The sequence below is a fragment of the Nitrosospira sp. Nsp18 genome (assembly GCF_900103145.1).
GTDB lineage: Bacteria > Pseudomonadota > Gammaproteobacteria > Burkholderiales > Nitrosomonadaceae > Nitrosospira.
Window position 1 is genome coordinate 57,182 of sequence record NZ_FMWY01000008.1, and the last position, 24,459, is coordinate 81,640.

Here is a 24,459-nt window from a genome sequence, read left to right on the forward strand (position 1 = left end):
CGTGGCATTGCGCGCTTTCTGGTTGGTGTTCGTGATCGCCTGTAATTCAAGCTTTGCCGGCGTGTTCGACGACGAGGAGGCGCGCCGGCAGATTGCCGTGCAAAAGGCATCTATCGGGGAAGTACGCAGTCAGGGACAGGCGCTGGAATCGCGCGTCGTAAAGCTTGAGGACCTGCTTAACAATCAACCGTTGCTTGAACTCCATAGTCAGATCGAAGCCCTGAGACTTGACATGAACAAGTTGCAGGGCCAGATCGAAGTACTGGTCAACGAGAACGAGTCCTCGCAGAAGCGCCAGAGGGATTTCTATATTGATCTGGATAGCCGGTTGCGGCGGATCGAGCAGCAGCCTGGCGAGCCTGAGGCATCCGGATCTGCAACATCTGAATCTGCAGAGGCAACCGCAGAGCACGGCGCGCCCGGGATGGAAGCCGAACCGGCAGCCGAGGCTCCAGCAGCAGCCACGGCTGCCACCGTTGTTTCGTCCGCAGCGAGCACACCTGCCAAGGGTATGAGCTCCGCATCGGCGAAGAATGGCGAAAGCGATGCCTATGAGGCTGCCTACAGCTTGTTCAAGGCCGGCAGTTATCAAGACGCCATTTCCCGGTTTAACAAGTTTCTCAAGACCTATCCCGGCTCCAGCTTTGCACCGAGCGCCCATTACTGGATCGGTAATTCTTATTATGCGCTACGTGATTTCAAGAGCGCCATCAGTGCTCAGGAGAAGCTGATCAAGACTTACCCGGATAGTGCGAAGGCGCCCGATGCAATGCTTAACATCGCCAGCAGCCAGCAGGAAATGAATAAAAAACCCGCTGCAAGGAAAACCCTGGAAACGCTGGTGGCCAGGTATCCGGGTAGCGAGGCCGCCGACAAGGCCAAGCGCCGGCTGATCACTAAAAAGTAATTTAACCAGTCATGGAGTATTGTCCCGTACATCTACGATATGGTTCACACCTTCTCTCCTCCTCCACCTATATCCCAGGTTAAACGATCCCCCGAAGCGGAGCGATCCCCTGAAGCGGAGCGATCCCGCAAAGCGGAGAGTTTGCGTATCAGCGAGATATTTTTCTCTCTTCAGGGAGAAACCAGCCGCTCAGGATTGCCGACCGTTTTTGTACGTCTGACCGGTTGTCCCTTGCGTTGTGCTTATTGCGATACCGATTACGCTTTCTACGGAGGAAAGCGTTTGTCAATCTCCGATATTCTGGCGGAAGTTGCCAGCTACGGTGCCCGCTACGTGACGGTGACCGGAGGAGAGCCCCTGGCACAGAAAGAATGCCTGCTATTGCTTACATTATTATGTGATGCAGGCTATTCGGTATCGCTCGAAACCAGCGGCGCCTTGGATATATCCGAAGTAGATGATCGCGTTTCGAAAATTCTGGATATCAAAACGCCGGGTTCGGGCGAAGTGGCAAGAAATTTCTGGCCAAACCTCCAGCATCTCACGTCCCATGATGAAGTGAAGTTTGTGTTGTGCGATGAAGCCGACTATCAATGGGCGTTGGAGGTAATGCATGAGCGTCAATTGAGTCTCATCTGCCCTGTTTTATTTTCGCCGGTCTATGGCAAGCTTGACCCCGCGATGTTGGCTGCATGGGTGTTACGCGACCGCGTAATGGTCCGGGTGCAGATCCAGCTCCACAAATTATTGTGGGGAGAAGGCGCGGGACGGTGAAGAACGAGCGAAAATACCTCTCCAATTTCCCATCTTGACTTCATGGCCAAGGCTGTAGTTCTTTTATCGGGTGGGCTCGACTCCGCCACCACCCTTGCCATTGCCCATAGTAGAGGGTATGAATGCTACGCCTTGAGCATGGATTATGGGCAGCGCCACGCATCGGAACTTGCAGCTGCGGAAGAACTGGCTCATTCGATCGGCGCGCGCGAGCACAAGGTAATCAAGCTCGACCTGTCCGTATTCGGCGGTTCGGCGCTAACGGATAAATCGAGCCCTATACCGACGGAAGGCTCCAGCGCCGGTATTCCGGTCACGTATGTGCCTGCCCGTAACACCATCATGTTGTCTCTCGCACTCGCCTGGGCCGAAGTGCTTGAGAGCCGGGATATTTTTATTGGGGTCAACGTTATAGACTACTCGGGGTATCCAGATTGCCGCCCAGAGTACATCCAGGCGTTTGAGGAGATGGCGAGCCTTGCTACGAAAGCCGCGATTGAAGGCACCAGGCTAAGCATTCACGCGCCCCTGCTAGCGTTGTCGAAAGCGCAGATCATTCAGCAGGGGATCTTGCTGGGGCTCGATTACAGTTCGACTGTGTCGTGTTATCAGGCGGATGAAGATGGGCGCGCCTGCGGCGTGTGCGATTCCTGCCGGTTACGGCGGGCGGGGTTTGAATCAGCCGGCGTGGCCGATGTAACGCGTTATCAACGCGTGATCAACGCATTATCAAAACGGGGAGTTGCGCCTGATTCCTTGATTCCATAGCGGGAAAGCGTATTCAACCATCCTCTCTTCATGATCCCCTGGCTCACGCCCGAAACCCCTTTTCCCCCGTTAGGCACTGCGCTCACCCATCCTAACGGCCTGCTTGCGGCTGGCGGCGATCTCTCGCCGCAACGGTTGATCGCGGCCTACCGCTGCGGGATTTTTCCATGGTTCAACGAGGGCGACCCTATTTTATGGTGGAGCCCGGACCCGCGCATGGTGCTTTTCCCCCCTGAACTTAAAATATCTCGATCACTAAGAAAAACGCTGAAGAAGGCCAATTATACGATCAGGGCCGACAGTGCTTTCAACGAGGTCGTGCGGGCGTGTGCCGAGCCCCGCAAGGAGCGGCCAGGCACATGGATACACGATGAGATGATCGCAGCTTACACTGCGCTGCACGAGATGGGCTTGGCCCATTCCATCGAAACGTGGATGGAGGGTGAGCTGGTGGGTGGATTGTACGGCGTTGCGCAGGGAAAAATGTTTTTTGGCGAATCCATGTTTTCCCGCACTACCGATGCGTCCAAAGTTGCGTTTGTGCACCTGGTACGACACCTGGAGCGCCGGGGCTTCAAAATGATCGACTGCCAGATGAAAACCGCTCATCTCGCTTCTTTCGGCGCCCGGGAAATTTCCCGCAAGGAATTTAGTCTAAAATTAAAAGAATTGGTAAACTATCCCGAACGAGTCGACAAATGGTGTATGGATAATGAGTCACTTGAATGATCTTCCGTCATCAACGCTACAGTTTTACACTACCGCGTCTTATCCATGCAGTTACCTGCCGGAGCAATTGGCGCGATCTCAGGTGGCGACACCCAGCCACCTGATCGATACCGGTGTCTATGGTGCATTGGTACAGGCTGGCTTTCGCCGTAGTGGCGCTTTTACCTATCGCCCGTACTGCGACAACTGCAGTGCTTGCATGCCGGTACGGATCGTGGTTGACGAATTGATTTCAAGGCGCGCCCAACGTCGTTCCTGGAAACGTCATCAGAACCTGGTCGCGACTCAACACGGTCTTTATTATCATCCGGATCACTATGCGCTATACCTGCGCTATCAGGCGCGCCGGCATAGCGGCGGCGGCATGGATCGCGACAGCCGGGAGCAATACCGCCACTTCCTGCTGCCAAGCAATGTCAATTCCAGCCTTGTCGAGTTTCATGAAAATGGCAAGCTGCGCATGATCAGTATTATCGACGAACTGCACGACGGTATATCCTCTGTATATACTTTCTTCGATCCCGATGTGCCGGGTGCCAGCTTTGGTACCTACAATATTTTATGGCAGGTGCAACTGTGCCGGCTATTGAAATTGCCCTATCTTTATCTTGGTTACTGGATAAAGGAAAGCCAGAAAATGGCATATAAGGCTGGCTTCAGGCCGCTGCAAGGTTTGGTCGGAGGGCAATGGGAGCCGCTGAGCAACTCCCGGATTCCTGAAGACTGAGACCACTCGCAGGAACGGCTGGAACATCAAGCTATAAAGTTATCGTTATGCAGTTATCGCTGCGCCGCTCTTATCGCGGCTGCGCGTGTAGCCAGCAGTTTTGCCTTATCCGCGTGGCCAATTTCCCGATAGAGTTGCGCCAGGTTTTCAAGGCTTGTGGCTACATTAGGATGATTTCGACCCAGCGCTTTTTCTGAAATAGCCAATGCGCGCCTGAACAGTGGCTCGGCATAAGGGTACTTGCCCTGTTCGTTATACATGCCTGCCAAATTATTCAAGCTCAAGGCAACGCTTGGATGATCCGGACCCAGTGCCTTTTGCGACATTGCCAATACGCGTTTAAAAAGCGGTTCAGCCTGCGCATATTGTTGTTCGGCTGTATACAGTAGCGCAAGGTTGTTCAAAGTCATCGCCACGTTTGCATGGGTCGCGCCAAGCGTTTTCTCCAATATTTCCAGCGCGCGCTTGAGAAGAGGTTCTGCCTGTGCGTACTGTTCCTGGGCTTGATATAGCTGTGCCAGGTTGTTCAGGCTCATGGCAACATTTGGATGATCGGGACCGAGTGCCTTCTCATCGATTGCCAATGCGCGCTTGTACAGCGGTTCTGCCTGCGCGTATTGCCCTTGTTTCCTGTAAAGCATTGCGAGATTGTTCAATGTCGCCGCCACCTCGGTACCTTCCCCGACAGACTTTTCAAAAATAGCCAAGGCGCGTATGAGAAGAGGTTCCGCCTGTTTATACTGATCCCGGGCATTATATAAAAATGCCAGGCTGTTCAGACTCGATGCGATGTCGGAATGGTCCGGTTCCCTTGTTTGTTCGGCTATCTGCAGCGCCTTGGCAGCTACTACAGTCGCACGGTTATAGTCCCCCTGCTCATAAAGCAATTCCCACTCCTGATTGAGCGTATCCCATTCAGTCATGGCATGAGTCAACCCCGAAGATGCCATGAGAACGAAGATCAGAGAATAGGAAGCCCGCTTGATGAATGTAATCATTTAGTCCTATGAGAAGTAACAAACAATGGGCAATTTTCTGTCGAATCCCGAAGGAATTTCTGAATCTGGATGCGGCGCTGGCAGCTCATTTTTTTAGCTCGCTCGACTGATGCCATGGCAAAAAGAATCTTTCATATCCCGTTGGCCTAATAGCTCCGCCCGTTCAACTGCTGAATATAAGCCGAAGTGGAAACGTTTTGCCAAGCATGAAAAAATCCTCGCGCACGCCTTTTGCGCGGTGTCAGATTATAAACGCTGTTCTGGATCAGACTCTCTATGACGCTGATTAACGCTTGCAAGTTCCTTTACAGACTCGGCACTTTCCCAGTGTTAAAATAAATCCATGTTCTATTCCTTACTTCGTCCGTTATTATTCAGGCTCGAACCTGAAACAGCTCACCGAGTTACGTTTGATGCGATCGAGAAGGCTTATCGGTTCGGGTTGATCCGCCGTGCCGCAATAGCATGCCGGTCCCGCAACGTCATGGGTCTCGATTTTTCCAATCCCGTTGGAATGGCTGCCGGACTGGACAAGAATGGGGAGCACATAGACGCGCTTGCAGCGCTCGGGTTTGGCTTTATCGAAATCGGTACGGTTACACCTCGTGCACAGCCAGGAAACCCGAAACCCCGGCTGTTTCGTATTCCTCAGGCACGTGCCATTGTCAATCGTATGGGCTTTAACAATGACGGTATCGATAAACTGATGGCGAATGTCAGGCGTGCAAATTATCGCGGCATACTCGGCATCAACATCGGAAAAAATTTCGATACGCCAATTGAAAAGGCTGTCGACGATTACCTGACTTGCCTGCGTAAAGCCTATCGCTACGCCGATTACATCGCTATCAATATTTCATCGCCTAATACGCCTTCCCTTCGTCAACTACAAAACGCTGAAGAACTGGATCATCTATTGCATATGCTGAAGCTCAATCAGCAAAAGCTCTCCGACGAGTACGGAAAATATACGCCCATCGCCGTAAAAATAGCTCCTGATCTCGATCCACAGCAAATCGACTCCATCGCGGCACTTTTGATGAAACATCGTATAGACGGGGTTATCGCGACGAATACCACTATTTCCCGAGCTGGAATAGAAACACTGCCTTATGCATGCGAGTCTGGCGGACTGAGCGGTGGACCGCTGGCAAAACGTGCCACCGCGGTCATCCGGCGCTTGCATGGCGTGCTGCAAGGGGCGCTGCCCATCATTGGGGTGGGGGGCATCCTATGCGCAGCGGATGCTGTGGAAAAAGTCGAGGCCGGCGCAAGCCTGGTCCAGATATACAGCGGCCTGATCTATCGCGGCCCTCGCCTGATACGGGAGATTGCGCATGCATTGTGCGCCTCAGACGCGCAGCATTCTTCACGGGCGGGTTCGAGATGAAAGAAAATTTGCTGGTAGCGGAAATCGATGCGATCCTGCCGCAAACCCAGTGCCGCCGGTGCGGATTCTCCGGTTGCGAACCTTATGCCAGGGCCATTGCTGAAGGGCATGCCAGCATCAACCAGTGTCCTCCGGGTGGCGACAAGGGCATTCGCAAGCTGGCAGAATTGTTGGGGATAAGGCCCATGGCGCTGAACACCCTGCACGGTTTCCCCAAACCCAGGACAGTGGCACTCATTGACGAGCAGCCCTGCATAGGCTGCACGCTTTGTATTCAGGCTTGTCCGGTGGATGCGATCGTGGGAGCGCCTGGCCACGCGCATACTGTCATTGCTGCCGAATGCACCGGCTGCGAATTGTGCGTGGCGCCGTGCCCGGTGGATTGTATCAGCATGATTCCATCCAAAGCACGAGCTGCTGGTTCCGCGGATAATGAGGATGCCAAAATTGATGACTGTTTGATACTTGAATACGACAAGCAAGTTGCCGACCGCGCTCGCGCACGTTATCAGTTCAGGTTGCAAAGGATCGAGCGTGAAAAACAGGAGAGCGAAGAGAGGCTTACGCAAAAAACCAAAGCCATGAGCAGCATTTCATCATCCACCACCGATCTCAAGAAAGCAACTATTCAGGCTGCGCTTGAGCGTGCCATGGCCGCTCAAGCGCAGGCTTCGAAGAAAAATAGCACTGTCGATATGCCGGCAACATCCCGCCGTATTAATTTATGAATTCAAGCATACGCCACGAGATATTCAGGCGTTTCAAGTCGGTGAATCCTAACCCTACCACCGAACTGGAGTATCGCTCGACTTTTGAATTGCTTATCGCAGTGATCCTTTCGGCCCAGGCTACCGACAAGGGCGTGAATGTGGCGACACGGAAACTGTTTTCCACCGCAAATACGCCTGAGAAAATTCTCGACCTTGGGGAGGCCGGGCTGCGGGATTACATCAAGAGCATCGGGTTATACAAAACCAAGGCCAAAAATATTATCGCTACTTGCAACCTGCTCATCCAGCATCACGGCAGCAAGGTGCCGCAGACCCGGGAAGAGTTGGAAAAACTGCCGGGCGTGGGGCGCAAGACCGCCAATGTGATATTGAATACTGCATTCGGCCAACCCACCATGGCGGTGGATACCCATATTTTCCGGGTTGCAAACCGTACCGGACTTGCACGCGGCAAAACCGTGCTGGAGGTAGAGCTGAAACTACTGAAGTACATACCGAAGGAGTTCAGCCACGATGCACATCACTGGCTTATTTTACATGGGCGGTATGTATGCATCGCAAGAAAACCGAAATGTGCCATTTGCATCATTAACGATTTGTGCGAGTTCAAGGAAAAAACTCTTTAAGGAAAACAATTTTGAGAAAGATGATACTGCTTGGTCACAGTCTGGATGTTTAATCCTTCGCGGGAACAGGCGCGTCAGTTTTTCTTTGATACCTGGCGCAAATATCGGCAGCGAGAGATACTCTCCGACATGGAAAACATGGCAGTTGAAGTGATCTTGCTGCATCCGGAGTACCACGCCATGCTTGATGATCCGGGACGCTACCAAGACAAGGATTATTTGCCGGAAACGGGCGATACCAATCCATTTCTGCATATGGGCATGCATATTGCCATCGGGGAGCAGCTTTCAATAGACCAGCCCGCCGGTATTCGCAAGCGATTTGAACGTCTACTGAAGTTGACCGGCAATGAACACGATGCCGCGCATCAAGTCATGGAATGTCTTGCGGAAATGATTTGGCAGGCACAACGCAACCAATCGGCGTTTGATGCTTCGGTATACTTTGAATGCCTGGACCGGGGGCAAAATTGATCTTTACTTGAAACGGCGCCACCATCCCGTCTATCTGGACTCCGAGCAGCGGGCTCTAGCAGCCTGTCGGACTTGAAGAATCGCAGCGAAAAAGTTACGCTTTCGCAGTCGATTTCCTTTAAGTCTGGCAGGGGAACAGTTTCAGGCCCGCCTGCCACTTCTGAACAAGCTCTCTCTGTGATGAGTACAGCGTGTATTCTCCGAGGAAGGGCTCGCGCGGCCCGGCTGAAAACCGATGGGAACGACGCCTAAGCGTTGTGCAAAGAGTTCCCGAAGTGAGCATTGGGGGCAGTATCGATATTCGCGGCCTCCCGTGGCGCACACTTCCCACGCCGAGGCCGCTTACCTTCTTCGGGAAGGGTTATCCCGCGCCGCATTCGCGCGCTATCCGTCTTGTTTCCCTCAACCCATCCCCTATATTCCTATATCCCTTGGTCCCACGACCGCACCGGGTAGGGTCTATTCAGAACTCCTGAATCAATACTTGGTTTTCAGACCGGATTGACTTGCAAAATAAGCCGACACATTTTCAATATCTTCCTTGCTCAAGGCGGCGGCCATCCCAGCCATGATGGGGTCCTGGCGCACGCCCGACTTATATTCGGTCAACGTATGAGCGAGATAATTTGCATGCTGCCCATTCAGCTTGGGGAAAGCGGGTGCGGGACTATTGCCGTCCGGACCGTGACACGCAGCGCAAACCTCCGCAGCTTTTTTCTTGCCAGCTTCAATATCGGCCGCCATTCCCTGGCTGGAAATCAGCAGCAGCGCGCCGCTCGCCGCGGCAATAACGAAATTTTTCATGAGGCTTTCCTTGCGTAATGAGTAATTATTTTCCGCTGGCACCAGCGTAATAGGCCGCCAGGTCTTCCATATCCTGGTCCGATAGTTGGGCGGCGATAGCCTTCATGCTGGGGTGGCTGCGAGCATCCGTTTTATACGCCTGTAGCGCTTTGACCAGGTACTCAGCATGCTGGCCGCCAATTCTTGGGACGTTATATACCGTCGGGTAAGATGTCCGGTATCCTTCTATTCCATGACAGCCGATGCACATGGTATTCTTCTGCTTCCCTGCAGCTGGATCACCTGCTGCCTGAGCCGTACCGGTGACCGCCAGAAGCAGGCCCCACGCAAATAATCTTATTATTGCTGGTCTTTTCATTATCAGTGCCCCCTCTTTACAAAAAGAGCGACTCTAAACGATGTGCCATTCCTGGTCAATCTATAAAATCTATAAAACAATAACATATATCGAATAGGGATATATGGAATGAAATTCATCGTCATGATTTCTGACCGTTTACTCGGCGTTTTGCCTCAAGTTCTTCCCATCGGGCGAGACAATTCATAAGCTCTTCTTCAATCCCGGCAAAACGTTCATGTAAGGACCGCGCTTTTTCCGGTTGATTGAGATAAAAATCCGCAGTATCCAGTTGGCCGGTGATGGCGGCCTGTTCCCGCTCCAGAAGCTCGATCTTTTGAGGCAGCTCATCGAGTTCGCGGATTTCCTTGTAATCCAGTTTAATCCGGGTGGGCTGTTCGCGCACCTCGCGCGCCTTGGACGGAGCAACCTGTTGCGATTTTGCCGCTTGTTCCTTTGCCGCGGCTTTCAGATATCCCTTTGCCCGTACCCAATCTTCATAGCCGCCGACATATTCCCGCAGTATGCCATTACCTTCGAAGGCGATAACCTGGGTTACGACGTTGTCGAGAAATTCACGGTCGTGGCTGACGAGAAACAGCGTGCCCGAATAGTTTTGCAACAGCGACTCCAGTAGTTCCAGCGTTTCGATATCCAGATCGTTGGTTGGTTCGTCAAGGATCAGGACGTTAGCGGGGCGGGTGAACAAACGCGCCAGCAATAGCCGGTTGCGCTCACCGCCCGAGAGAGACTTTACCGGCGAACGCGCCCGCTGTGGGGCAAACAGGAAATCTTCCAGATAGCTGATGACGTGCTTGCGCGTCTCGCCAATATCGATAAAATCCGAACCCTGGCTAATCGTGTCTATCAGGGTTGCCTCCTCGTCCAGTTGTTCGCGCAACTGGTCAAAATAGGCTACCTCAAGCTTGGTACCCAGCCGGACATCGCCGCTATCCGGCGGTAGTTCGCCCAGTATCAGCTTTAGCAAGGTGGACTTGCCCGCACCATTAGGTCCCAGCAATCCCACGCGATCGCCGCGCATGATCCGGCAGGAGAAATCGTCTATGATGATTTTGTCGCCATATCTTTTGCTGACGTGTTCCAGTTCGGCCACCATGCGTCCGGACTTGGCGCCTTCATCGACGTTGAGATTAACCGTCCCCATCTTTTCGCGCCGGTCGGCGCGCTCTATTCTCAGCGCTTCCAATCGTCTTACCCTGCCTTCGTTACGCGTACGGCGTGCCTGAATCCCCTTTCGTATCCAGACCTCTTCCTGCGCCAGCACTTTATCGAATTTTTGATTGTGGACGGCTTCAACCTCCAGCATCTCCAATTTTTTTCGCTGGTACTCGGCAAAATCGCCGGGGAAGCTTGCCAACTTACCACGGTCGAGCTCGACAATCCGCGTCGCTACATTATTTAGAAAGCGGCGGTCGTGCGTGACGAACAGCACGCTTCCGGCAAAGTCCTTCAGCAGTCCTTCCAGCCACTCGATAGAGGAAAAGTCCAGGTGGTTGGTCGGCTCATCCAATAGCAGCACGTCTGGAGATACCACCAGGGCGCGAGCCAGCGCCACCCGCTTTTTTTGTCCGCCGGAGAGTTGTCCCACTAAAGCGTCGGGGGGGAGATCAAGCTTGTCGATAGCGGTTTCCACCCTGGCCTGGATGCGCCATCCATCTTGAGCTTCCACTTCGGCTTGCAGGTCCTGCAGGCGAGAAAGAAGTGCCTCGGTGTCTCCCGTGCCGTCGCTCAAGAGATGAGACGCTTCATGATAATGAAGCAGCACCTGGCTGACTTTCCCCAATCCCTTGGATACTTCCTCGAATACCGTAAGGGCGGGGTCCAGCTCCGGTTCCTGCGGCACATAGGCCAGCTTTAATCCGGGCGTGCGCCAGATCCTGCCATCGTCCGGCTTGATTTCGCCTGCTATGATGCGCAGTAAGCTCGACTTCCCGCCGCCATTTCTGCCGATCAGCCCGATACGTTCGCCGGTATCAAGCTGCAAGTCTACATGATCAAGCAGCGTGTGATGACCAAAGGCAAGACAAGCGCTTTCAAGAGTGAGGAGAGGCATGGGCAGGGAAAGTTACTTCAGCTTGATTGATAAGGGGCGCAATTCTGGCATGCTTGGTGAAGTTTGGCAAAGAATCCGCCATGCTGATCAATGCGGGTTCGCCGGGCACGAGAACGATGCAGACAATTAGTCGAGCGGCAGCTCAAGCAATAAATTGTCTCGCGGCCGAGCGCGCCCGAGCGCCTGAACTGCTTCGCACCAGCCTTCACATGCATTGCGCCCCGGCCGGCCTCGCCAGATATTCAGCATCCCCTTGCATTTTGCGTAGAAGTAGAAGAATTTCAATACTTCCTGGCGCTGCGCCGCATCCGGACAGTAATCGCTACAGACAAGCTTGTCGTCTATCAAGCCGCCATCAGTCATAATCACGGCTCCCCAGGCTTTGACGCGTATCCTTGCGCCCAACGACAGGCGCGGGCCGAGTACCAGCGCATCCAGAAGATCGCCATCGAGGCCGATGTAACCTGGCACCGAGCCGTAGTTAAACGGACATGGCAGGGGCGAGATAAAGTCGACTCTACCGGTGGATCCGCGTTTAAGGAAGCTGCCCCGCGGAACTTCAATCACCACTTCCACCACTGGCGGTTCAGTCAGCGCCTGATGTATCGTATCCAGGCCGCAATAGGCGTTGTTGATAGTTCTCACGGTTCGAAGACGCTTATTCGCGCCAGAACGCTTTGAAATCCTGCTCTGTCCAGGATGGACATTATTGGTCTATCATCTTGAAGTCCGGTTTTGATCCAGCCCTTCCTTGACTTTTTTGCACGTTATCACTGCTCGACATCATCCTTTTCGACCAGTAGCGTATACAGCCTGCGGCTATCGGCGCGCAACACGGTAAACTTGAAAGCGCCGACAGACACCGATTCGCCTCGTTTCGGCAAACGGCCAAATTTATGCAGTACCAGACCACCGACAGTGTCGTAATCTACATCACTTAACCCGGTCCCGAGCCTTTCATTAAAATCGTCGATTTCGGTAATAGCCTTGACACGGTAATGACCGCCCGGATCCTGCACGATGTTGTCTTCGGCCTCGTCGAAATCATGTTCATCCTCAATGTCACCAACGATTTGTTCCAGTACGTCTTCAATAGTCACCAACCCGGCGACACCGCCATACTCATCCACTACGACGGCTATATGATTGCGGTTACTCCGAAAATCCTTGAGCAACACATTGAGCCGTTTAGATTCAGGAATAAAAACGACCGGCCGCAGCATATCGCGTACATCAAATTCTTCTTCTCCTGCAAAGTAACGCAACAGATCTTTCGCCAATAATATACCTATGACATTATTTTTATCGTTTTCAGTCACGGGAAATCGCGAATGGGCCGTCTCGATAACCAGCGGGATAAACTTGTCCGGCGTTTCGCTGATATCGATCACACTCATCTGTGAACGCGGAACCATGATATCTCGAGCCTGCATTTCGGATACCTGTATTACCCCTTCGATCATGCTCAGGGCATCCGAATCGAATAAATTGCGTTCAAAGGCAGAATGCAATAACGCGATCAGTTGCTCGCGATCCCCTGGCTTGCGCAAAAGCCAGGCGCTGACGCGATCGAGTAAGGCCGGTTTCGGGGGATCATCCATATGCGTTTGCCAGTTCGTTTACAAGAAATAAATAAACTGTGGAAGATGCCGACAAGCACATGCGGACCTCTCCATAATCAACATTCTTCAGCGGTCCCCAAAGATTCCCTGTAAGGATTTTCATATCCCAGTCTTTCGAGAATCTCGGCCTCCATCTGCTCCATTGCCGCTGCTTCAACATCGTTTTCATGATCGTAGCCCTGAAGATGCAAGACGCCGTGCACGGTGAGATGTGCGTAATGCGCTGTCAAATTTTTATGTTGCTCACGCGCTTCTCTTTCGATTACCGGCGCGCACAGCACAATATCTCCAGCCAGGGATTGCGCGCTTGGCCCAGCATTATCGTAAATAAAAGTCAGGACATTGGTCGCATAATCCCTGTTTCGAAAATTCCGGTTGAGGCTATGGCCCTCCGCTTCATCAACGACGCGCAGCCCAATCTCCGCATCGTGCGTCAATGCGGCTTTGATCCATTTGCGAAACGCCGATCTAGGGGGCGCCTCCGCAGCGTGGGCAGCGTATTGTGTCGCCAATTTCAGCTTTACTTCGCGGTGTGAGACTTCTGTAGGAGCCGGGGAAAGGTTACTTGTCTTTTTCGTATTTTTCATAGGCATTGACAATTCTTTGCACCAGCGGATGCCGCACCACATCCTCCGCGCCAAAATGCGTAAAAGCGATACCACGCACTTTTTTCAGGACCTGCTGGGCCTCTACCAGGCCACTTTTCTGATGTTTTGCAAGATCGATCTGAGTGATATCGCCTGTTACCACAGCCTTGGAGCCAAAGCCGATACGAGTCAGGAACATCTTCATCTGTTCGGGTGTCGTGTTTTGCGCTTCATCAAGTATGATAAAAGATTGGTTCAACGTGCGCCCGCGCATGAAAGCCAGCGGCGCAACTTCAATTGCGCTCCGCTCGAACTGCTTGCTGGTTTTATCAAACCCCATCAGATCATAGAGTGCATCATAGAGAGGCCGTAAGTAAGGGTCCACTTTCTGCGCCATGTCGCCCGGCAGAAAACCCAGGCGCTCGCCTGCTTCCACCGCAGGCCGCACCAGTACGATACGCGCTACGATATCGCGCTCCAGCGCGTCCACCGCGCTCGCCACGGCCAGATAGGTCTTTCCCGTTCCCGCAGGACCGATCGAAAACGTGATGTCATGCGTCTGGATTTGCTGCAGATATTCGACCTGGCGAGGCGTCCGGCCGCGTAAATCGCTACGGCGGGTAATCAGCGCGGGTTCCGTCGGTTCTTTCGTAGCAGTAGCAGCCGCAAGTTTTTTCGAATGATGAGGATTCATCGCTTCGATCAGGCCCAGTTGAATTTGCTCGATGCTCAAATGATGTTGCGCATGGCTGTAAAAATTTTGCAATGCTTCTGCGGCAAGCAAAGTCTGTGCGGATTTGCCGCGTAGGCTGAAGTGTTCTCCTCGACGCGCAATGGTGACATCGAGTAGGGTTTCGATCTGCCTGAGATTCTCATCCAGCGCACCGCATAAGTTGGCGAGACGCTGGTTATCAGCTGGGGAAAAAGAAATTTCGACAGGTTGGGGTTTCAAAAAGGCTGTAAGACACGATAGCGAGGACTTAATTCTGGCAGCGACAGCCGTACTTTGCAAGGAGTGAACGTGAAGGGGGCTTGCGGCGCATCACAAATCAACCTCACGTGGACATCTTACTCAAGTTCCGTAAATTTGGGCTGCACGATTTTCCCGCGCAACGAGTGCGCTAACGCCGCAGAGATCTCGATGTTTAAAAAATGCCCGGTCTCTGCCGGGTTGCCGACAAAATTTACCATACGGTTATTATCGGTGCGTCCGCAAAGCTCGTTGGCATCTTTTTTGGATTGCCCCTCCACCAGAATACGTTGAGTCGTGCCGACCATGCTCCGACTGATGGTCCGCGCCTGTTGCTCGACTTTTTCCTGCAAGCGTTGCAACCGCTCGAGCTTGATTTCATAAGGCGTAGTGTCCGGCAAGGCTGCCGCGGGTGTGCCGGGCCGCGGGCTATAAATGAAGCTGAATGAACCATCGAAGTTCGTTTCTTCTATCAACCTCATCGTCGCCTCGAAATCCGCCTCGGTTTCATCGGGAAAACCTATGATGAAGTCGGAGGTAAGCGAAATATCGGGGCGGACATTACGCAAGCGGCGGACGATGGATTTGTATTCCAGGGTAGTATAGCCGCGCTTCATTGCCGCCAGTATCCGGTCTGACCCTGACTGAACCGGCAGATGCACGTGATTTACCAATTTCGGCAATGTTTCGTAAGTCCGGATTAATCGTTCAGTGAATTCTTTAGGATGAGAGGTGGTATAGCGGATCCGCTCGATCCCGGGAATTTCATGAATATATTCAAGCAATAGCGCGAAATCGGCCATCTGCCGATCGTCCCCGGCTTCCCCATATTCGATTACGCCCCGGTAAGCATTTACGTTCTGCCCCAGCAGCGTCACTTCCTTGACGCCTCGACTTGCCAGCCCTGCAATTTCCGCCAGTATGCTGCTCAGGGGACGGGAGATTTCCTCGCCGCGGGTATAGGGCACCACGCAAAAACTGCAATATTTGCTGCAGCCTTCCATAATAGAAACGAAAGCGGTTGCACCTTCTGTACGTGCTGGCGGGAGGTGATCGAATTTTTCAATCTCGGGGAAAGAGATATCCACTTGCGGGCGGCCTGTGGCTTGACGCGCGGAAATCAATTGGGGCAACCGGTGCAGGGTTTGCGGACCAAATACCAAATCGACATATGGCGCACGCTTCACTATTTCTGCGCCTTCCTGGCTGGCGACGCAACCCCCTACGCCAATGAGAAGATTCGGGTTGGCCGTTTTAAGATGCCTGACGCGTCCCAGATCATGAAATACCTTTTCCTGGGCTTTCTCCCTCACCGAGCAGGTGTTGAACAAGATCACATCGGCCTCGGCGGGATCATTTGTTTTTTCCATGCCTTGCGCGTCATGCAGCACGTCCGCCATCTTGTCCGAGTCGTACTCGTTCATTTGGCAGCCAAACGTTTTAATATAAAGTTTTTTAGCCACACCTATCTCCAGCCTTACCGAAATATTGTTCGAACTACCCAGTACTGCGACCGTTCAGAAGTCGCAACGAATGCGCGGGTTTCAGCACGTCAAGCCGTTGGGGCTTTTATAACGGCGGCAACCATTGTTCAAACCTGAATTCGCCCCGTATCGAATCCACCAAAAAGGTGAAGCACAGGATATAAAAAATCCTATTTAGTTATAGCGCTTAGTTGACAAATAAGCGGTCAACTACCGGATTCGGGTTCGTCGCGAGAACATGATCTTTTAGATAGGGAGTCCGGTAATGCCGTAAATGAGCTTATCCGCTGTTTCGCAACCCTGCGGCCACTCCATTGATCGTGAGTTGTATTGCACGCTTCACGGCATCGGTCGCATCGCCCGAACGATAACGCCGCAACAGTTCTACCTGCAGATGGTTGAGCGGATCAATATACGGCGTGCGATTACGAATGCTGCGAGCAAGTGTAGGGTTATCCTGCAGCAACTCGGTGCGGCCAGTGACTGCGAAAAGCCACTTCACGCTAAGATCCCATTCTTTCTGTATGCGGCCAAAAACTTCCTCGCGCAAGTTGATATCGGTAACCAGCTCCGCATAACGCGATGCAATGCCCATATCGGTCTTGGCGAGCACCATATCCATATTGGATAACATGGTTTGCAGAAATGGCCAGGTACCATGCATTTCCTGCAGGAAGCCCAGCCCTTTTTTGCCTCGGCCCTGGCGCTGGACAAACATTTCCACGGCCGTGCCAAAGCCGTACCAGCCCGTAATCATGGCGCGATTGACACCCCAACTGAACGTCCAGGGTATGGCGCGCAAATCTTCTATCCGATCGGATTGAGTGCGTGATGGCGGGCGGCTGCCGATATTAAGTCCAGCAATTTCCCTGATCGGGGTCGATTCCTGAAAATAACGCTTGAACTCCGGGGTTTCGTATACAAGGTTGCGATAAGCGGTGAGCGCATCGCGCGCGAGTACTTCCATAGTATTGTGATACTCGGTGGCGCGTTTACCAAGGGGATCGCGGCTCAGCAGCGTAGCCTCAAGCGTCGCAGCGACCAACGTTTCAAGGTTTCGTCGTCCGATTTCCGGGTCGGCATATTTGCTGCCGATGACTTCGCCTTGCTCGGTAATGCGGATCTGACCATTCACGCTTGCTGGTGGCTGGGCCAGTATTGCTTGATAGCTGGGGCCGCCGCCACGTCCAACCGTGCCTCCACGTCCATGAAAAAGGCGCAGCTCAACTTTGTGCCTGGCAAAAATTTTCGTCAATTCGGTTTCGGCTTTGTAGAGCTCCCAGTTGGCTGCAAGAAAACCGCCATCCTTGTTGCTGTCGGAATAACCCAGCATCACCTCTTGCACATTGCCGCGCGAATCCAGGAGCTTGCGGTAATATGGCAGTGAAAATAATTCGTCCATGACGGCGCCACAGCCGCGCAAGTCCGCGATTGTCTCGAACAACGGAACGATATTGAGATGCAGGTGCGGCTTTTCGCCGGGTTGCAAAAGACCTGCTTCCTTGAGTAACAGCGCGACCTCCAGTATGTCGGAAACGCCGTCGGTCTTGGAAATAATGTAATTTGGCAACGCGGCACGACCGAAGCGCCGATGAATTTCCGTTGCCGTTTGTGCCATGCTCAGTTCGCTCTGAGCAAGTTCGGAGTATTCCAGATAAGGTGAGCGCAGGAGACGAGGACTGCTGATTTCGGTCAGCAGCCACTGTACCCGTTCCGTCTCGCTCAATTGGGAATAATTCCGGTCCCTTGCACAATGCCCGAGCAATTCCGCAACGACCTGCTCATGTATATTACTATGCTGGCGCATGTCCAGCGACGCGAGATGGAAGCCAAACACCTCCGCCGCCCGCCGCAGGTGACGCAAATCACCGCGCGCCAATAATTCGGATTTGTGCTGCTTGAGCGACTGAATGACGATATCAAGGTCCTTGATGAATTCCGTGCTTTTCCCGTAAGGTGCAGCGGGTCCAACCGGTCGACGCTGCCTGATTACGTGACCGAGGCCCTGGCTGGTGGCAGCGAGCCGTGCATAAACACCGATTAATGCGCGGCGGTAAGGCTCATCCGCACGGCTGGGAGCGCGATCGGGCGACGCCTCGGCCAACGCCGCCAAGGCATCATCCACATCCACCAAGCGCTCGGTCAGGCTTAACCTGCGGCCTATCCGATGTACTTCACCCATATAAAAATCCAACGCCAGCGCCGACTGTCTCTCAGCCGCATGGAGCATGACTTCATGGGTGACGAAAGGATTGCCGTCGCGATCGCCGCCTATCCAGCTACCGATGCGAAGAAACGGGGGAATATGGGGCGCATCCGCGCCCATTCCACTTTCCAGCAAATCCTCCATCTCCGCATACAGGCGCGGTACCTCAGTGAGAAAAGTATAGTGATAATAGGCGAGACCATTATTGATTTCGTCATAAACCGAGAGGCGCGCCGAACGCAGGATACGGGTCTGCCATAATATCTGGATGGCACAGCGCAACTCCTCTTCGTTGTTGCGTAGTTCATCCGGCGTAAGTTGCATGCGATCGCGCTCGTTTAAAAGATGCGCAATGGCCAGGTGGCAGTCCAGTATGCTTCTGCGTTGCACTTCAGTCGGGTGTGCAGTCAAAACCGGCGAAATCAGCGCCTTATCGAAAAATCGGGCCAGAGCGGCGCCATTCGTTCCGCTGGAGATGATCCTCTTCAGCGCGAGGGCGACGCTGCCCGCCTGAGGCGGCGATCCGTCGAGAAGATAGCTGCGGCGGCGGCGATTGTGATGCATATCCTCGGCAATGTTCGAAAGCTGCGAGAATTGGCTAAATGCGCGAACCACCGCTTCCGTCGCCTTGTTGCTCAACTGATTCAGCATCACGTCCAGTTCGTTCCGCGCCTCCAGGTCCTGCTCGCGCCGGAATCGAATTGCGGTCTGGCGAATATTCTCGACAAGATCAAAAGTAGGCTCGCCTTCCTGCTCACGCAGGGTATCGCCCAGCATACGGCCAAGCAGGCGGATATCCATGCGAAGGGGATCATCCTTGGGCCTGTCGTCATCAATGATGTGATTTTTTTCGAGGCTTCCGCTCGGGGAAGCAAGGGATGTCATAACGCTACCTCTTCTTGAACGCAGATACGAGCTGATGGCAGGTGCACTTCAATCCGGCTTGGAGCTTGCCATGCTAAAATAAGCACCGGCAGCAATTCCCTAATTTTCTCATCGTAATAAATAATGCTTAATTCCTCATCCATACCCTCACAAATCATTATCGCGACCCGTGAAAGCGCCCTTGCCTTGTGGCAGGCAAATTTTATTCAGGGACAGCTGGCGAAATTATACCCGCAAACGGAATCCAAAATATTGGGGATGACCACGAGGGGGGACCAGATACTTGACATATCCCTCTCCAAGATCGGCGGCAAGGGGTTATTCATCAAGGAACTGGAACAGGCGCTGGAGGAGCGGCGCGCGGATATCGCCGTGCATTCCATGAAGGACGTTCCAATGGATATGCCGCCAGGATATGCGCTGGCAGCTATCGCCGAACGTGAAGATCCGCGCGATGCTTTTGTTTCCAATCAATACGCCGATCTCGACGCACTCCCGCCCGGAAGCGTGGTGGGAACTTCGAGCCTGCGGCGCGAAAGCCAGTTGCGCGCGCGCTTTCCGCATTTGCAGGTGCAGCCGCTGCGGGGTAATGTTCAGACCCGCTTGCGCAAGCTCGATGAGGGACAGTTTGCGGCAATTATCCTCGCGGCTGCAGGCTTAAAACGGCTGGGGCTGGCTGACCGCATTACCGCATTGCTAAGTCCCGAAGTGAGTTTGCCGGCGGTGGGACAGGGCGCTTTGGGGATTGAATGCCGGTCGGATCGAACCGATTTGATCAAATTGATGGAACCTCTGCACCATCTTCCGACCGCTCAGTGCGTTGAGGCGGAACGCGCCATGAGCCGCGCCTTGGGAGGAAGCTGCGAGGTTCCGCTGGGTGGATTTGCAGAAATAAATGGAGGTGTTCTGAGGCTGCGCGGTTTCGTCGCAAGCCAGGATGGATCGCGCGTGATAAGCGATGAGCTGAGCGGCAATCCCGGCATGGGTGCGGTAATGGGCGCACAACTGGCACAGAATTTGAAGGCACGCGGTGCGCAGGAAATTCTGACGGCACTGGCATCGCAAACGATTGAACCCGTGAGCCATCCGTGACCAAGCCGCTGGCCGGGATCGACATCCTGGTTACGCGTCCGGCGCATCAGGCTGGCGAGCTTGCTGCCAAGATACGCATCGCGGGCGGTAATCCTGTTTTGTTTCCGGTACTCGAGATCCTGGATATCCCGAATCTGCATCCGTTGCTGGACTTGATCGGGCGGCTCGATGAATTCGACATTGCAATTTTTATCAGCCCCAACGCCGTTGTTAAGGCGATGAACCTCATAAGCGCGAAGCGGACGCTGCCCGCCCAGTTGAAAATAGTCGCTGTCGGCCAAGGCACCGCAAAGGAGTTGGGAAACTTTGGCGTCACCGGGGTAGTCGCGCCCGCTTTGCGCTTCGATAGCGAAGCTTTGCTTGATCTGCCGCTCTTGAGGCAGGTGAAAGGTAAGCGTATCGTAATTTTTCGCGGCGACAACGGGCGTGAATTGCTTGGGGAAAGCTTGCTGAAGCGAGGCGCCGTCCTCGAATACGCGAAATGCTACCGCCGTGTCATGCCGAAATCAGATACTGCTCCGTTGCTGCGCGCGTGGGCGAATGACAAGATGAAGGCAATTACCATAACCAGCAGCGAGGGGCTGCGCAATTTATGCGAAATGGTCGGCGAAGCATGGCTTAAGAAAACGCCGTTGTTTGTTTCTCATGTGCGCATCGCCCAAGCCGCGGGAAATCTCGGGTTCGCCCATGTCATTCTAACCACTGCTGGAGATGATGGATTGCTGGAGGGTTTGCTAAACTACTTTCGGCCGGAATCCACCAGAGAGATTCGTGGCTTGGAAAAACCATGAGCGCGGAAAAGCAGCCTGGCAAGACCGAAAAACCTCTGGAAGTGCGCAAGAGGTTGACCTTGCGCATCCATCCGCTCTTAATTTTTGTCATAATCCTTGTTCCCATTATCGCGCTGCAGTGGTATGACACTCGTAGTCAGATCGGGGGATTGCAGCATGAGCTGGCGAAGCGGCTAGCCGAGGCCGATGCTTCGGGAAAAGAGTCGCGTAATATTGTAGTGGAAGCGGCCGAGGCAGGACGCCGGACAGAGACAAAGCTCGGCTTGCTCGAATCAAGGCTCGCTGAATCGCAAAACCAGCAGTTGGCACTGGAGGCGCTGTACCAGGAACTTACGCGTAATCGCGATGAAGCAACGCTGGAAGAAGTGGAACAGCTGCTGCTCATCGCCAATCAGCAGCTTCAGCTTGCAAGTAACGTAAAAGCAGCCCTGATTGCAATGCAAGAGGCCGACGCCCGACTGCAGCGTCTTGACCGTCCGCAGTTATCTTCCCTGCGTAAGGTTCTGTCAACGGATATGGATCTGCTCAAAGCTGCGCCATATGTGGATACGGTAGGCGTCAGCATACGCCTGGACAATCTTGCCGCCTCGGTCGATGTGTTGCCATTGGCAATGGAACTTCGTCCACCCGAACCCGGCGCTTCCCGGTCCCCCCAGTTTCCAGTAACCGAGAATATATGGCTCCAGTTCCTGCATGAAGCGTGGGAGGACATAAAGCGTCTGGTGCGGATTCAGCACATGGATAAGCCGGATATTGCTCTGTTATCGCCATCACAAGCCTATTTTTTGCGGGAAAATCTAAAACTGCGTCTTTTGTCGGCGCGGCATGCGCTTCTGGCGCGTGATGGAACGAGCTTCAAGGCTGATATCGATGCATCCACGGACTGGATAGGCCGGTATTACGACAACAGCTCGCAGTCTGTCGTCAATATGCTTGAAACCCTGACCCAGCTGCGAGAAAGTGAAGTGGGCATTGAATTGCCCCGTATTTCCGCGAGTCTCGATGCGGTGCGCAACTATCGTCTCGCCCGTGATCGGGGAAATAGATGAAGGGAGCGCTCTGGCTTCTGGCGTTGTTCCTGATTGCGGTAGCGGTAACACTTGCGGCCAGATACAACAGCGGTTATGTACTGATAGTGGCTCAACCTTATCGCGTCGAGCTATCGCTCAATTTACTGGCGGTGTTGCTGCTGGTAATGTTTTTTATTGCCTATTTTGTAGTGAGGCTGGCTGTCATTACTTTCAGGTTGCCAGCGGAAGTGAGCGGATTCCGTCTCCGCCGGCGTCGCGAAAAAGCACGAATGATGATGCTGGATGGGCTAAGGGCGTTCTTCGAAGGCCGTTATGCCAAAGCTGAGAAAGCTTCCGTCGCCGTTCTGGAACTAAAGGAATCTCCCTCCGTCAGCGCGCTTAACGCAATGGTTGCGGCCCGTTCCGCGCACGAGCTGAGAAAGTATGCTCGTCGTGACGAACTTATTGCCCAGGCAAAAACCAGTGCACCGAAAGAAATAACCTTGCTGCTAATGACGCAAGCCGAGTTGCTGCTGGATGAACATCGGCCCGAAGAAGCGCTAAAAATATTGCATTCTCTTCCTCATGCCGGGGCGGGGAAGCATACCGCGGCGTTGCGGCTGGAACTGAGAGCGCAGCAGCGATCCAAAAATTGGGACGCCGTACTGGATCTGCTCGGGCAACTGGACCAGCGTAATGCCATCGAAAAGACAGTGATGAGGCAACTGCGGCTCCAGGCGCGTATGGAAAGTCTCAAAAGCAGGATGTTGAATCCGAAGGCGCTGAAGGAATATTGGCAAAATATATCTTCGGCCGACAAGAAAGACAGCAAGCTGGCTGCTGCCGCTGCGCGGGCTTACGCAGCGATGGGCGATTGTGTCGCAGCTCATCAGATTATCGAGGAAAGTTTAAATGCCCAGTGGGATTCCGAATTAGCAGGATTGTATGCAAAATGTCCGGGAAGCGACGCCATCAGCCAGATCGAGCACGCCGAAGCGTGGCTCGAATCTCATCCTAATGACGCCTGTCTGCTGCTGGCGCTGGGCAAGCTTTGCGTTAATTGCGAGCTTTGGGGCAAAGCACAAAACTATCTGGAGGCAAGCCTGTCCGTGGACCCGGATTATCCCGCTCATCTTGCATTGGCGCAGTTGAACGAGAAACTCGGACGGCTCGAGTTGGCAAGGGATCACTACAGCAAGGGGCTGGAACTTGCATTGTGGCGGCTGGACGCGCTAGAGCAGGAGTAGCTGGAAAATGGATCGGGCAAACCGCGGCACAGTCCGATTGGTTTCATTCCAGCCGCTGTATGCCAAAAGAAGTCGACTTATCCGTGCAACAGCGGATTGCCGGATGAGAGCAGGTAAAAAGGAGAACGGGTAAAAAGTTCAAGATCGGGGTTCGCGTGGCGAAACGGTGAATGCGTCGGAAAAGAATTCCTCTTCCGGAAGGCTGCGCAGCGTAGTGAAATCCTTGTGGGCGGCTTCAACCATGGCCGGTGTTCCGCAAGCGTATACCTGATACCCGGCGAGGTTGTCGAAATCCTGCAGCACGGCCTGATGCACCAACCCGGTCCTTCCGCTCCAGTTGTCGCCCGGCAGTGCCTCAGACAGTACCGGTATAAACGTAAAGTTGTCATGCTCCCGCTGCCAGTTTCCTGCCATGTCAGCCATATATAGATCGGCCTTCGTACGATTACCCCAGTAGAGCACGATCTGCCGTTCATTGGCCCGCAGATATTGTACGTGGAAGATATGCTCGAGTATGCTTTTAACCGGGGCGAAACCCGTGCCGCTGGCAACGAATATGATTGGTTTATCTGAATCTTCGCGTAGAAAGAATGTGCCGAGCGGTCCCTCAAAGCGCAAAATATCCTTTTCCTTCATCTTGGTGAACACATGCTCGGCGAACGTACCCCCCCGATAGTTGCGCACGTGCAACTGGAGCAGTTCGTCGTCATGAGGTGCGTTCGCCAGCGAAAAACTCCGGCGCTTGCCATCTTTCATGAGGATATCAATATATTGCCCAGCAAGAAATTGCAGCCGCTCGCTAGTTGGCAGCTTCAGGGAAATAACCATTACGTCCGGTGCGACTCGCGCCAGTTGTTGGACACGGCATGGCAGTATTTTGACTTTGATATCTTTTATTGCCCCAATTTCCCGACATTCAATTGTAAGTTCCGATAGCGGCACAGCACAGCAAAACAATGCCATTCCAGCCTGTTTCTCCATTTCGGTCAACGTACCTTCGTTATGACTGCCGAAATCCACCGTTCCCTGTATGATTTTGCCCTTGCAAGTCCCGCAGGCGCCGTTTCGGCAGCCATAAGGAAGCGGAAAACCTTCACGAAGCGCGGCTTGCAACACGGTTTCACCGGGTTGAGCGAAAAAGACGTGTCCGCTCGGCTTGATAGTGATTTGATGCGGCATCTGGTTACAAAATGAGTCTATAAAGACAATTTAACTGACGGCAAAGA

At 53.4% G+C, this 24,459-nt stretch carries 24 protein-coding genes; 13 read left to right on the top strand and 11 right to left on the bottom strand.

The genetic code is table 11. The annotated features are described in order from the left end of the window. Position 1 precedes the first annotated feature (1 nt). From ybgF to BLS94_RS05400, 5 genes are read left to right on the top strand one after another with little or no spacing between them, the layout of a single operon-like run. Positions 2-907: a tol-pal system protein YbgF gene (gene ybgF / locus BLS94_RS05380; protein ID WP_090958304.1), complete on the top strand. Its 906-nt coding sequence runs from the start codon at positions 2-4 to the stop codon at positions 905-907. Positions 908-946: 39 nt separating this feature from the next. After that, positions 947-1,681, top strand: a complete 735-nt coding sequence (gene queE / locus BLS94_RS05385) for a 7-carboxy-7-deazaguanine synthase QueE (RefSeq protein WP_090958306.1) — start codon at positions 947-949, stop codon at positions 1,679-1,681. Positions 1,682-1,723: 42 nt separating this feature from the next. Next, positions 1,724-2,449: a 7-cyano-7-deazaguanine synthase QueC gene (queC, locus tag BLS94_RS05390; RefSeq protein ID WP_090958308.1), complete on the top strand. Its 726-nt coding sequence runs from the start codon at positions 1,724-1,726 to the stop codon at positions 2,447-2,449. 30 nt (positions 2,450-2,479) lie between these two features. Beyond that, positions 2,480-3,178, top strand: a complete 699-nt coding sequence (gene aat / locus BLS94_RS05395; protein ID WP_072768117.1) for a leucyl/phenylalanyl-tRNA--protein transferase — start codon at positions 2,480-2,482, stop codon at positions 3,176-3,178. Beyond that, the gene (locus BLS94_RS05400) at positions 3,162-3,905 is read left to right on the top strand and encodes an arginyltransferase (protein ID WP_072768116.1); all 744 of its coding nucleotides are present in this window, start codon (positions 3,162-3,164) and stop codon (positions 3,903-3,905) included. The genes aat and BLS94_RS05400 overlap by 17 nt, the downstream gene beginning before the upstream one ends. A gap of 53 nt (positions 3,906-3,958) precedes the next feature. Here BLS94_RS05400 and BLS94_RS05405 read toward each other — a convergent pair whose 3' ends face one another. Beyond that, a complete protein-coding gene (locus BLS94_RS05405; RefSeq protein ID WP_090958310.1) occupies positions 3,959-4,903 on the bottom strand; it encodes a tetratricopeptide repeat protein in 945 nt (314 codons plus the stop codon). Positions 4,904-5,246: 343 nt separating this feature from the next. Here BLS94_RS05405 and BLS94_RS05410 point away from each other — a divergent pair, with 343 nt between their 5' ends. The 4 genes from BLS94_RS05410 to BLS94_RS05425 are packed head-to-tail and all read left to right on the top strand — an operon-like array spanning position 5,247 to position 8,124. Further along, positions 5,247-6,293, top strand: a complete 1,047-nt coding sequence (locus BLS94_RS05410; RefSeq protein WP_090958312.1) for a quinone-dependent dihydroorotate dehydrogenase — start codon at positions 5,247-5,249, stop codon at positions 6,291-6,293. Continuing rightward, positions 6,290-7,021, top strand: coding sequence for an RnfABCDGE type electron transport complex subunit B (locus BLS94_RS05415; RefSeq protein ID WP_090958316.1), 732 nt, complete (start codon positions 6,290-6,292; stop codon positions 7,019-7,021). The genes BLS94_RS05410 and BLS94_RS05415 overlap by 4 nt, the downstream gene beginning before the upstream one ends. Continuing rightward, a complete protein-coding gene (gene nth / locus BLS94_RS05420) occupies positions 7,018-7,650 on the top strand; it encodes an endonuclease III (protein ID WP_072768113.1) in 633 nt (210 codons plus the stop codon). The genes BLS94_RS05415 and nth overlap by 4 nt, the downstream gene beginning before the upstream one ends. Before the next feature lie 45 nt (positions 7,651-7,695). Beyond that, complete coding sequence (locus BLS94_RS05425; protein WP_072768112.1) at positions 7,696-8,124, top strand: DUF1841 family protein; 429 nt, start codon at positions 7,696-7,698, stop codon at positions 8,122-8,124. Between the two features lie 477 nt (positions 8,125-8,601). Here the strand turns inward: BLS94_RS05425 and BLS94_RS05430 are convergent, their stop codons facing one another. The 9 genes from BLS94_RS05430 to ppc form a co-directional block, all read right to left on the bottom strand. Further along, a complete protein-coding gene (locus BLS94_RS05430) occupies positions 8,602-8,928 on the bottom strand; it encodes a c-type cytochrome (protein WP_090958321.1) in 327 nt (108 codons plus the stop codon). 25 nt (positions 8,929-8,953) lie between these two features. Then, positions 8,954-9,286, bottom strand: a complete 333-nt coding sequence (locus BLS94_RS05435) for a c-type cytochrome (RefSeq protein WP_090958323.1) — start codon at positions 9,284-9,286, stop codon at positions 8,954-8,956. Between the two features lie 121 nt (positions 9,287-9,407). Beyond that, complete coding sequence (locus tag BLS94_RS05440) at positions 9,408-11,339, bottom strand: ATP-binding cassette domain-containing protein (RefSeq protein ID WP_090958325.1); 1,932 nt, start codon at positions 11,337-11,339, stop codon at positions 9,408-9,410. A gap of 126 nt (positions 11,340-11,465) precedes the next feature. Then, positions 11,466-11,984: an inorganic diphosphatase gene (locus BLS94_RS05445; protein WP_256325297.1), complete on the bottom strand. Its 519-nt coding sequence runs from the start codon at positions 11,982-11,984 to the stop codon at positions 11,466-11,468. Between the two features lie 125 nt (positions 11,985-12,109). After that, positions 12,110-12,940 carry an HlyC/CorC family transporter gene (locus BLS94_RS05450; RefSeq protein ID WP_090958327.1) on the bottom strand — a complete coding sequence of 277 codons (831 nt, stop codon included), beginning with the start codon at positions 12,938-12,940 and terminating at the stop codon, positions 12,110-12,112. A gap of 77 nt (positions 12,941-13,017) precedes the next feature. Next, positions 13,018-13,548 carry an rRNA maturation RNase YbeY gene (gene ybeY, locus BLS94_RS05455; RefSeq protein WP_090958329.1) on the bottom strand — a complete coding sequence of 177 codons (531 nt, stop codon included), beginning with the start codon at positions 13,546-13,548 and terminating at the stop codon, positions 13,018-13,020. Further along, on the bottom strand, positions 13,523-14,500 hold the full coding sequence (locus BLS94_RS05460) for a PhoH family protein (RefSeq protein ID WP_072768106.1): 978 nt from the start codon (positions 14,498-14,500) through the stop codon (positions 13,523-13,525). The genes ybeY and BLS94_RS05460 overlap by 26 nt, the downstream gene beginning before the upstream one ends. Positions 14,501-14,616: 116 nt before the next feature. Further along, a complete protein-coding gene (miaB, locus tag BLS94_RS05465; RefSeq protein WP_090958331.1) occupies positions 14,617-15,981 on the bottom strand; it encodes a tRNA (N6-isopentenyl adenosine(37)-C2)-methylthiotransferase MiaB in 1,365 nt (454 codons plus the stop codon). 301 nt (positions 15,982-16,282) lie between these two features. Then, positions 16,283-19,009, bottom strand: coding sequence for a phosphoenolpyruvate carboxylase (ppc, locus tag BLS94_RS05470; RefSeq protein WP_256325300.1), 2,727 nt, complete (start codon positions 19,007-19,009; stop codon positions 16,283-16,285). A gap of 207 nt (positions 19,010-19,216) precedes the next feature. Between ppc and hemC the strand changes: the two genes are divergently transcribed. The 4 genes from hemC to BLS94_RS05490 are packed head-to-tail and all read left to right on the top strand — an operon-like array spanning position 19,217 to position 23,233. After that, a complete protein-coding gene (gene hemC / locus BLS94_RS05475) occupies positions 19,217-20,185 on the top strand; it encodes a hydroxymethylbilane synthase (RefSeq protein ID WP_090958336.1) in 969 nt (322 codons plus the stop codon). Beyond that, positions 20,182-20,976, top strand: a complete 795-nt coding sequence (locus tag BLS94_RS05480; RefSeq protein WP_090958338.1) for a uroporphyrinogen-III synthase — start codon at positions 20,182-20,184, stop codon at positions 20,974-20,976. The genes hemC and BLS94_RS05480 overlap by 4 nt, the downstream gene beginning before the upstream one ends. After that, complete coding sequence (locus BLS94_RS05485; RefSeq protein WP_090958340.1) at positions 20,973-22,025, top strand: uroporphyrinogen-III C-methyltransferase; 1,053 nt, start codon at positions 20,973-20,975, stop codon at positions 22,023-22,025. Before BLS94_RS05480 ends, BLS94_RS05485 begins: the two co-directional genes overlap by 4 nt. Continuing rightward, on the top strand, positions 22,022-23,233 hold the full coding sequence (locus BLS94_RS05490; RefSeq protein WP_090958342.1) for a heme biosynthesis HemY N-terminal domain-containing protein: 1,212 nt from the start codon (positions 22,022-22,024) through the stop codon (positions 23,231-23,233). The genes BLS94_RS05485 and BLS94_RS05490 overlap by 4 nt, the downstream gene beginning before the upstream one ends. 138 nt (positions 23,234-23,371) lie before the next feature. Here BLS94_RS05490 and BLS94_RS05495 read toward each other — a convergent pair whose 3' ends face one another. After that, a complete protein-coding gene (locus BLS94_RS05495; RefSeq protein WP_072768099.1) occupies positions 23,372-24,412 on the bottom strand; it encodes a CDP-6-deoxy-delta-3,4-glucoseen reductase in 1,041 nt (346 codons plus the stop codon). Positions 24,413-24,459: the final 47 nt, after the last annotated feature.